Origin of the sequence: Providencia heimbachae ATCC 35613 (genome assembly GCF_001655055.1) — a bacterium.
Lineage (GTDB): Bacteria > Pseudomonadota > Gammaproteobacteria > Enterobacterales > Enterobacteriaceae > Providencia > Providencia heimbachae.
Genome location: NZ_LXEW01000044.1, coordinates 1 through 10,502, shown reverse-complemented (window position 1 = coordinate 10,502; position 10,502 = coordinate 1). Strand labels below are relative to the sequence as shown.

Annotated in this window: 9 protein-coding genes; 7 read left to right on the top strand and 2 right to left on the bottom strand. The window is 42.5% G+C overall.

The annotated features are described in order from the left end of the window. Positions 1 to 42: 42 nt before the first annotated feature. Positions 43 to 1,431, bottom strand: a complete 1,389-nt coding sequence (cysS, locus tag M998_RS15870) for a cysteine--tRNA ligase (protein ID WP_068446098.1) — start codon at positions 1,429 to 1,431, stop codon at positions 43 to 45. A 358-nt stretch (positions 1,432 to 1,789) separates the two neighbouring features. Here cysS and ppiB point away from each other — a divergent pair, with 358 nt between their 5' ends. From ppiB to M998_RS15845, 5 genes are all read left to right on the top strand, one after another. Next, positions 1,790 to 2,284, top strand: coding sequence for a peptidylprolyl isomerase B (ppiB, locus tag M998_RS15865; protein WP_068446100.1), 495 nt, complete (start codon positions 1,790 to 1,792; stop codon positions 2,282 to 2,284). 11 nt (positions 2,285 to 2,295) lie between these two features. Beyond that, the gene (locus M998_RS15860; RefSeq protein WP_068909759.1) at positions 2,296 to 3,018 is read left to right on the top strand and encodes a UDP-2,3-diacylglucosamine diphosphatase; all 723 of its coding nucleotides are present in this window, start codon (positions 2,296 to 2,298) and stop codon (positions 3,016 to 3,018) included. 157 nt (positions 3,019 to 3,175) lie between these two features. After that, positions 3,176 to 3,694, top strand: a complete 519-nt coding sequence (gene purE / locus M998_RS15855) for a 5-(carboxyamino)imidazole ribonucleotide mutase (protein ID WP_068446105.1) — start codon at positions 3,176 to 3,178, stop codon at positions 3,692 to 3,694. Next, positions 3,691 to 4,773, top strand: coding sequence for a 5-(carboxyamino)imidazole ribonucleotide synthase (gene purK / locus M998_RS15850; RefSeq protein WP_068446106.1), 1,083 nt, complete (start codon positions 3,691 to 3,693; stop codon positions 4,771 to 4,773). Before purE ends, purK begins: the two co-directional genes overlap by 4 nt. A gap of 162 nt (positions 4,774 to 4,935) precedes the next feature. Then, the gene (locus tag M998_RS15845) at positions 4,936 to 6,195 is read left to right on the top strand and encodes an MFS transporter (RefSeq protein WP_068446108.1); all 1,260 of its coding nucleotides are present in this window, start codon (positions 4,936 to 4,938) and stop codon (positions 6,193 to 6,195) included. Positions 6,196 to 6,339: 144 nt separating this feature from the next. Here the strand turns inward: M998_RS15845 and M998_RS15840 are convergent, their stop codons facing one another. Next, positions 6,340 to 7,698 (bottom strand): esterase-like activity of phytase family protein, encoded by a 1,359-nt coding sequence (locus tag M998_RS15840; protein ID WP_068909757.1) that lies wholly within the window; start codon positions 7,696 to 7,698, stop codon positions 6,340 to 6,342. Positions 7,699 to 7,962: 264 nt separating this feature from the next. Here M998_RS15840 and M998_RS15835 point away from each other — a divergent pair, with 264 nt between their 5' ends. Together M998_RS15835 and M998_RS15830 are read left to right on the top strand one after the other, a co-directional pair. After that, positions 7,963 to 9,657 (top strand): Tle4 family T6SS lipase effector, encoded by a 1,695-nt coding sequence (locus M998_RS15835; RefSeq protein WP_068909755.1) that lies wholly within the window; start codon positions 7,963 to 7,965, stop codon positions 9,655 to 9,657. 95 nt (positions 9,658 to 9,752) lie between these two features. After that, positions 9,753 to 10,502, top strand: a 750-nt coding sequence (locus M998_RS15830) for a Tli4 family immunity protein (protein WP_169817217.1), incomplete at its 3' end; no start/stop codon positions are given.

Below are 10,502 nucleotides of genomic sequence, written 5' to 3'. Positions count from 1 at the left end.
AAGCGTAGCCAACACCGCGACAGTTCGAAATATGACGCGTATTTATTTACGACGCCAGATGGTGCCCTCAGCCCCATCCTCTAAAACAATCCCCATTGCCGTCAATTCATTGCGCGCTTCATCTGCCAACGCCCAATCTTTACTTTGACGCGCATCGTTACGCTGTTTAATTAGCGCTTCAATTTTTGCAACTTCATCGTCATTTTCAGTTTGTGCGCCGCCTTTTAAGAACGTTTCTGGGTCTTGTTCTAAAAGTCCTAACACACTTGCTAGCTCACGTAATTGTGCTGCCATGCCATTTGCGGCGGCCATATCTTCTGATTTTAAGCGGTTAATTTCGCGTACCATATCGAATAATGCCGAATAGGCTTCTGGGGTATTAAAATCATCGTTCATTGCTTCACAGAAACGCGCTTTAAACTGTTCGCCACCCTTAGGTACCGCCGTATTATCTGTGCCGCGCAATGCAGTGTATAAACGTTCTAATGCCGTACGCGCCTGCTTTAGGTTCTCTTCTGTATAATTAAGTTGGCTACGGTAATGTCCGGATAACAAGAAGTAACGCACTGTTTCTGCATCGTAATACGCGAGTACATCACGAATGGTAAAAAAGTTATTGAGCGATTTTGACATTTTTTCTCTGTCAACCATGACCATGCCTGAATGCATCCAGTAATTCACATACGGGCCATCATGGGCACAGGTTGATTGCGCTATCTCATTTTCATGATGGGGGAACATTAAATCAGAACCACCACCATGAATATCAAAATGATGACCTAATGATTTACTGTTCATCGCTGAACACTCAATATGCCAGCCGGGGCGACCTAGACCCCAAGGGGATCCCCAGCTTGGTTCACCCTCTTTCGACATTTTCCATAACACGAAATCCATTGGATTACGTTTTACATCAGCAACTTCAACACGGGCGCCTGCTTGAAGCTGTTCTAAATCTTGGCGTGATAATAGACCGTAATTAGGATCTGTTTTCACCTCAAACATCACATCGCCATTTTCAGCTACATAAGCATGACCACGTTCGATTAAACTTTCAGTGAGCGCGATAATTTCTGCGATATGGCGAGTCGCACGAGGTTCGCTATCAGGACGTAAAATATTCAATGCATCGAAATCTTTATGCATTTCAGCCAACATACGTGCTGTTAATTCTTCGACGCTTTCATTATTTTCGGCAGCACGTTTGATAATTTTGTCATCAATATCGGTAACGTTACGCACATAGTTGAGGTCATACCCTAAGTAGCGTAAATAGCGGCTAATTGCATCAAATGCAACAAAGGTACGGCCATGACCAATATGGCATAGGTCATAAATAGTGATGCCACACACGTACATCCCAATCTTCCCTGCATGGATGGGCTTAAATTCTTCTTTTTGACGAGTTAGTGTGTTGTAAATTTGTAGCATCTGAATTTTTCCATTTGTTAGCACAATAGATGTTATCTATCATTTGTTTATAACTTGACGCATATGACACAGTTAATAATTACAATATCTTAATTCCTTTGTGGCCTCGAATTGTAACCCGAAGTCTCAAGGGGATTAAGGTATAAATGAAAATATCATGATATTGAACCCCGATCATCCCAAGAATGCAAGGTAATGCACCCACTTTAACCGTGGTTTTATGACTTGTCTGTTATGCGATAAAGCATTTACAAAACACACTGCTACTTCAAGTCAGGTTTCATCTGTGATATAAACTTTCTGATCTCAACGCTTTCATATGATGGCGCACAAAAAACAATTATTCAGGATAGCTATTATGGTTACATTTCATACCAATCACGGTGACATCGTTATAAAAACTTTTGATGATAAAGCACCCGTTACAGTCGAAAATTTCTTAAACTACTGTCGTGAAGGTTTTTACAATAATACCATTTTCCATCGTGTTATTAACGGTTTCATGATCCAAGGCGGTGGTTTTGAGCCGGGCATGAACCAAAAAAACACAAAGGCTACTATCAAGAATGAAGCCAACAACGGCCTGAAAAACAGCCGTGGTACTCTGGCGATGGCTCGTACTAACGATCCTCATTCAGCAACAGCACAGTTTTTTATTAACGTCGCAGACAATGACTTTCTAAACTTCCGCTCAGAGCGCCCAGATGGTTGGGGTTACTGCGTATTTGCTGAAGTGGTTGAAGGCATGGACGTCGTTGACAAAATTAAAGGCGTATCAACAGGTCGCAGTGGTGCTCACCAAGACGTACCTCGTGAAGATGTCTTGATCGAAAAAGTGACTATCAGCGAGTAATTCTAAGCGACATGTCCACTTACATCATTGCAGATTTGCATTTGAGTGAAGATGAACCGGCGATCACCGCCGGTTTTATCCATTTCATTCAACAGCAAGCCATTCATGCTGATAGCCTCTATATACTGGGTGATTTCTTTAATTACTGGATTGGCGATGATGATGATACCCCGCTCCACCAGCAAGTGGCGCAAGCATTAAAACAGCTTACGGCTCAGGGAATACCTTGCTATTTCATTCATGGAAATCGCGATTTTTTAATTGGTAAACGTTACGCTGAGCAATGTGGCATGACGATTTTACCGCAAGAAACCTTGCTAGAAATTGATAATAAACGCATATTAATTTTACACGGTGATACCTTATGTATCGATGACGCCGCGTATCAAAATTACCGTAAAAAAGTGCATACGCCTTGGATACAGCGACTATTTCTCACTCTTCCACTCTTTATTCGCCGTCGAATTGCGCAAAAAATGCGTCAAAATAGCCAATATGCCAGTAGCATGAAGTCTGAATCCATCATGGATGTTAATCCACAAGCCGTTATTTCCACTTTGCAAAAATACCAAGCCGACTGGATGATCCACGGTCACACACACCGCCCTGCGGTGCACCCAGTTTCTATCGGCGATAAGCAATGCTATCGCGGCGTACTCGGTGCATGGCATCATGAAGGTTCCGCCTTTATTATTAATGAGCAAGGTATTGAGCTTATTTTCTTCCCTTTTTAATCAATTAATCCCCCATTAACTATTTGCTTGTAAACACGACCGTTTGCTTAAATTATCACCACGCAAACGTTTTCCTTGCTGCATTAGCATGATATGATCGCTGTAATTCAATTTCCCACCTTAGGGTGATGTTTTATTCAATACAGGGAAGCACCAAATGACTGCCCACGTTCCTGCTCAATCTGCGGCAAAAATAGCCATTGTTATGGGTTCTAAAAGTGATTGGACAACCATGCAACATGCTGCTGATGTGTTGACTGAACTTCAACTGCCTTTTCATGTTGAAATTGTCTCAGCACATCGCACGCCCGATAAACTGTTCTCATTCGCAGAGCAGGCAAAATCGAATGGCTTTGATGTGATCATTGCAGGTGCAGGTGGTGCAGCACATTTACCGGGTATGTTAGCCGCAAAAACGCTGGTTCCCGTGCTTGGTGTTCCTGTGCAAAGTGCGGCATTAAGTGGCGTTGATAGCCTTTACTCTATCGTTCAAATGCCTAAAGGCATCCCTGTTGGTACTTTAGCCATTGGCAAAGCAGGTGCTGCAAATGCAGCGCTATTAGCGGCACAAATTTTAGCGATTACCGACAATGAAATATTCAAACGCTTAACGGTATGGCGTGAAACTCAAACCGAAGATGTACTGAATAACCCCGACCCTCGGGAGGCACAATGAAACCAGTTTGTGTTCTCGGCAATGGTCAGCTTGGTCGCATGTTGCGTCAAGCAGGTGAACCGCTAGGTATTGCCGTATTTCCTGTCGGATTAGATGCTGAGCCGGAAGCCGTTCCTTATCAACAAAGTGTGATCACCGCTGAAATCGAGCGCTGGCCAGAAACACCGTTAACCAAAGAACTCGCTCGCCATAATGCATTTATTAATCGTGATATTTTCCCACGGTTAGCGGATAGGTTTCCACAAAAAAGCCTCTTTGATACATTAAAGCTCTCAACAGCACCTTGGGCTTTACTTGAATCAGCGACTCAATGGCCTGAATTATTTGCCACATTAGGCGATTTTCTCATCGTTAAACGTCGAACTGGCGGCTATGACGGACGCGGTCAATGGCGTGTACGTCCCGGCGATGAAGCGCATTTACCCGCTGAAATCTATGGGGAGTGTATTGTTGAACAAGGTATTGCGTTTGACGCTGAAGTGTCAGTGATTGGGGCGCGAAATCAATCGGGTGAGTCGGTTTTTTATCCTATTACCCATAATTTGCATCAAGAAGGCATTTTGCGCACCAGCGTGGCATTCCCTAAAGCCATTAATAGCCAGCAACAACAAGCTCAATCAATGCTTAGTGCGGTAATGGATGAGCTTGACTATATCGGTGTGATGGCGATGGAGTGTTTTGTAGTAGGCGATAAACTGCTGATTAATGAAATTGCCCCTCGCGTTCATAACAGTGGTCACTGGACACAAAATGGCGCATCAATCAGCCAGTTTGAATTACATTTGCGTGCTATTTTAAATTTACCGATGCCATCCCCAGAGGTTGATAGTCCTGCGGTAATGGTGAATCTTATTGGTACCGATGTTAACTTAGATTGGCTAGAATTGCCGCTAGTTCATCTACATTGGTATGAAAAAGAGGTTCGCCCTGCGCGTAAAGTCGGTCATTTAAACCTTTCCCACAGTGATTGTGCCAAACTCACCTTTACCCTTGATTCGCTTACCCACTTGCTGCCAAATGAGTACAAAAGTGGCATTGATTGGGCAAAAGCAAAATTAGACTGGTACTCTCACCAATAAATAGCGAAAATAGCCCTATTCGATGCTCGGAAGTTATATTTCGAGCATTTTGCTATTTTTACCGTCATCCCATGAGTCATGACCATACGCCAAACTATCCAATTTACTTGAAGGATTAGCGGTAGATCATCATAAAAGGGCATACGGTTTACTGGAGCCCGCATGCCAGATACACAAGCAGTACCGTCCTCATCGTTTAGCCCACTCTATCAGTGGGGTATTTTGTTCCTATTAGGCATGGTTTATTTTCTTGCCACTGCGACGACGTTTACCTCTTTAGGCGTTGTGCTGCCGGGAATGATTAACGAACTCAAATGGAGTTGGACTGAAGCGGGTTTTGGTTTCACTCTGCTTGGCTTAACCTGTGGACTCGCCAGTTTTCTCCCTTCACTATTAATTCGTAAAGTTGGTGTTCGCTTAACACTGCTATTAGGCACTTTAGTTTTTGTTGCCGGTTTTTATAGTCTCTATTCCACCGAAGCTATCAGCACCTATTTTCTTGGAACCGCATTAATTGGCGTGGGCTTTACTCTGCTCGCCACTGTTCCTGGGACTTATGTCCTTTCACGTCTATTTGAAAAACAATCGCTAGCCTTTGGTATTTATTTTACGATTGGTGGACTCGGCGGTGTAGCTGGGCCTTGGATTTATTTTTACGCATCGAACCAACTAGGTTCTTGGCGTATGCACTGGGTGTTGTGCGCCATTTACCTTAGTGTGATCAGCGTTATCACTATTTTGGCATTACGTGAAGGCAAAAAAGAACAAGAGCACGCCAAAATTGTGATGCAAAAACACGTTAGCAGCTCAAGTAAACCGATCTACCGAACGGCTGAAGTGTGGACCGTTGGACGTGCTCTGCGCACATGGCAATTTTATTTAATTGCCGCCACTTATACCTCTTTCTTATGGTGCGGTATCACCGTCAACAGTTTTGCTGTCGCACACATTGAAGAGCGCGGTTTTGGTATGACCGTTGCGGTGTCATTGCTTAGCACCATGGCTTTTGTGAATGCTTTTTCACGGTTTATCGGCGGTGCGGCGGGAGAGTGGCTAGAACCGAAAAAATTGTTGATCGGCAGCCTGATCATTATGGTGTTGGGCGTTGTTTTCCTGAGTATATCCACTTCATGGTTGTGGCTGATTTTATTTGTTATTTTTGTTGGTATTGGCTACGGGATGACTTTTTTAGCCTCTAGCGTTTTACTTTCAAACTACTTTGGTCGTGGTCCTTATTTAGAGCTTTTCTCTGTGGTTAACTTAATTTCAACCATCGCCTGCTTAGCGCCCTTTATTGCCGGTGCGGTCAAAGATTACACCGGCAGTTTTACCCCAGCATTTCTCATTATCGCCGCCCCCGTTGTGGTGATATTGTTGTTAACGCTAATGATGAAGCCCCCTGCGCTGAATAAGGCCAAATAAAAAAGCCTGAGAGCACACTCAGGCAAAAATTAAAACCAAGGGAAAATAAGGATTTAACAACTCAGCGTTTTGAACAACACAAACCTATTCACTCACCTTAATGTTGCCGCTAAGCGGCAACTCGCGTACCAACATGACGGATACTTAAGGATTTAATAACTCAGAGACTTTCAGTAAAATAAATTCATTATCGTCGGCTTTGTTTGGTTCACGGCTTGATGAGAATGGGTAGTTATTATCATTCCCGACAATAATATGGTCACTATCAACTACATCAACATTTTCGATAGTGAAGAATGGGAAAGTAAACACCCCCTCATTCAGCGGTTTTCGCGCTAAATTATTTGAATCTTTGATATTCATTAAATCGATGTAAGCTTGCTTATCAACTGCGCCGCCCACGTTTTTATCTGAAAACTCAATGCGATATATACGTTTAAATTTTGCCAGATTGCTAAAGCAGTTTTCAGTGTTTGTTGCTCCGGCCTCACACGCTTTGTCCGCGGTGCCTTCGCCGTTATCACGCTCAATAATCAAACCATGGCTATCATCAATCAGGTTAAAATCACCAATGGCATTTTGATTATCTTCAAATACATATAACCAGCTACGCCCTGTCCAATTTTGTTTTTTCACATCAAACTCAAGAATACGGGCGGCGCGTTTGCCCTCGACATTCTCATAGTCTTGCTTATCTTCATTCCACACCGCCCCTTCTAACATTGGATATAATTTAGATCCATCGGGGGATGACGCCATACCTTCAAAGCCTTTTGAGCGATTCACTTGGAAACTCACTTTGTCCGTCGGTTTACCCGGTGTAGTGACTTGATAATGGTCAGGGGAAACCACTTTTTCACCCTCAACTTCAGTTTCAAATAAGGCTAGCACCTTGCCATCTAAATCCATTTTAATTAAGTAAGGCCCAAACTCATCCCCAACCCACAATGCGCCATCTGCAAACTGAAAGCTTTCTGGGTCAAAATCACTTCCAGTTAAATAACGCTCATTGCTGCTTTCATTAATAATATGAAATGGAATGATTTTATTAGGATCATGGAAAAAAACCGTTTTCAGTGGATTCGCCTTTCCGGTTTTAAAATCAATATCATACTGGGTGAGATACAGCATCGAATCTGGCGAATTAACTTTATTACCGAAACCATTATCGGTGAGTACCCAATAGGTTCCATCTGCCATACGTTTGATCCCTGAATGCCCCTGTAAAGGCTGGCCTTTAATCGGAAGATGCATGCCTGTTGGGCGATCCGCGGATTTACCTTCCACTGAACCAAGGGTATCAACCCGTTGCCCCGTGGTAAATTTGCCACTCACTTGCAAGTCAGCAGGGGCATTAGCTGGAGCTGGAACCGTTGAATTTACTGCTAAAACAGCATGCCCCGCCAATGTAGCCGGCACTTCTTGTTGAGCAAACCCTGTGGTGCTAAATGAAATTAACGTAGCGAATAACGATAAAGAGCCAAGCGTGCGGCGATGCAACATGGTTATGATCCTATTATTAAATTACCCAATAATTGACGGTTGAATCATAACGTTGATAAGTGACAGTTTAGTGATGGATTTAAGACGGTTTTTTTACTGAGAGAATCGCCAAAAAACAGGATAACACCTCTTAAAATGAGTAAAAAAAATCAATTAATAAAATATAGCTTATACATATTATAAATAAGCAGATAAAAATTCAGAAATTTAGGCTAAGTTACGCTAGGATATTTACCTCAAGGATAAATAAAAAGGATAAGCGGCATGTCAGATAAAGAGTTTCCTGAAATAGGTGAATGCCAGTCGATTACCAACCATATGCCTTATTGGGCGGATAACGGGCAAGTGACTTGGCGTGGTATCCAATATCAACATAAATCACTCAATGCTGAAGCCCATTGTTTTTTACCACCCACAAAAATTATTCCGGTCATTTTTTTACCCGGAGTCATGGGCAGTAACTTAAAATCATCAGGTGATAACGTAAAAAAAGATGAGCCAATTTGGCGAGGGGATAGTCTACTCAAAGTTTATGGCAAATGGGCTCCATTAAAAGGAAAACAACGGAAAAACCTCTTAAATCCCGATACGACGGAAGTGGATGACCATGGCGAAATTAGCACAGATATTTATTCTTTAATCTCTGATGATGGTAAAAGCTCCCATGGGTCACTATTTCCACCTCGAGAACAGCGTGGTTGGGGAGAGGTTTTAAATTTTAGTTATGGCAATACGTTAAGTGTGCTTCAAGCCGCGCTATTAGATGATTGGCAAAAAGTAGTCATTCGCCGCGTTGCGGGGGAAAGTGGCATAAGTGGCAACCCAAAAGAGAATGGCATTGTTCGTCAATTGTGTGGTGAACCTTTAGGAACAGAAGATAAAAACGAAGATTGCCTTACGGAAAAAGAAGTGGGTCACTTCTCTCAATTTCTCTATCCCTTACACGTTTTTGGCTATAACTGGCTGGAAGACAATGCGGTCTCGGCGGGTAAACTGGTTAAATATATCGATAAAATTCTCCGAGATTACGGAACTGAAAAAAAGCATGGACACGGGTTGGCCATTGAAAAAGTCATTTTAGTGACGCATTCAATGGGCGGATTGGTGGCGCGTTATGCTTCTCAGGTGCTGGGGGCTAACGATAAAATTCTCGGGATTGTGCACGGCGTGATACCGGATTTAGGGTCGCCCGCCGCCTATCGACGAATGAAAGTCGGCGGAAAACAAGAAGGGCCTGCCGGCATTGTGATGGGAAAATCGGCAGAAGAGCTGATGCCGGTATTAGCCCGTGCCCCGATGCAGTTATTGCCAGCATCGAACTATAAGTACGGCGCACCGTGGTTATGGGTCGAAAAAGGGGAAGTCGATGGCCGCTATTTGCAGCTTCCCAAAAACCGTGACCCGTTTAATGAAATTTATTTAAATCAGACTTTGTGGTGGAAACTGTATGAATCCGACATTATCGATAAAGATGTGTCGGTGAGTCAGCAAAATTGGAAAGAATACTTTGAACTGATGAAAGACAGAGTAAAGCCTTTTATTGAAGAGCTAAAGGATAAGGCTTACCATCCAGTTAGTTATGCCTTTTATGGGAATGAAATTCCCTCTGATGGGTTTGTTAAATGGGATATTGTGTCTAACACTTATCCAAAAGACACCCATGAGAGTGATAAAACACTTGCCAATAACCAACGTGAAATCCCTTTACCATTTAATCGCTCGCGCATTTATGAATTAAAACCGTCTAATACCGCGGGGGATGGTACGGTGCCGATTGAGTCATTGAATACCATCAAAGAACGGAATGGTTACACCATTAAAAGCGTATTAGCCACCAATGTTGACCATCAAGGTGCTTATGATGTGAAAAATTTAGCGGATATTCATCAGCGGCCGGCATTGAAATTTACGCTTCGTGCGATTGCTAAAATGGTGCAGGAGGTTCCGGTTTGCTCATAAAAATACAGCCCCCCTCAAAATGGTTTTCTTTTTTGGGAATAATGATGATTATTCCTACCCTGTATGCCGCGCCCGTTATTAAAAAGGACTCAATCATGGTTGAACATTTATTTTCTAAAACAAAACCACAATGTGTGGGGATTTATCGAGTGGATGTCCCCGAGTCATTTAAAAACGGTACAAATAAAGCGACATACGATGATTTTAAAATTGAAAGTCAATTTATCTATCCGCCCGCGTTTAAGCAACGCATTGAATTGAGAGAGCAGGAACTCAATGAGGCAATGAGTCGCCCTGAAAATAAGCCTGAAAACGCTCCATTCATTAAAGAAATTATTCGCTTGCCTGATAATCAAGGTGTGATTTTTGATAGCAATAAATCTGGGTCACAGGATGCTTATCGAATGTTAGAAGCTCATGTTTATGTCAATCATATTGCTTTTATTATTACGACAAAGATTAGAGATCTTTCTGCATCTAAATACACGGATGAAAGAAAATCTTATTTAGAAGCTGGTTTTACAGAAATAGAATTAAACGATAAACCCGTTAAATTAGCCGCAATGCGCTCATTGATTTCACGGTTGCAGGGGCGATTAGACCATGATATTCCAACCGATAAAGGATGGTGTATTCCAAATGGATTTATTGCTGATGATGGTGGTAAACATAAAGTCGTTGTTGGGTTTAGTTATGAAAATGATGATTTCCTGCTTGGAATTAATTCGGACAATACGATGATTGCTGATGGTGACACATTATTTGGTCGAAGTGGTGATATTAATGACGCTCTCAAAGACTCCTACATGAAAAGCTTAAAAAAAGAAGCATTAATGTTGAATGAC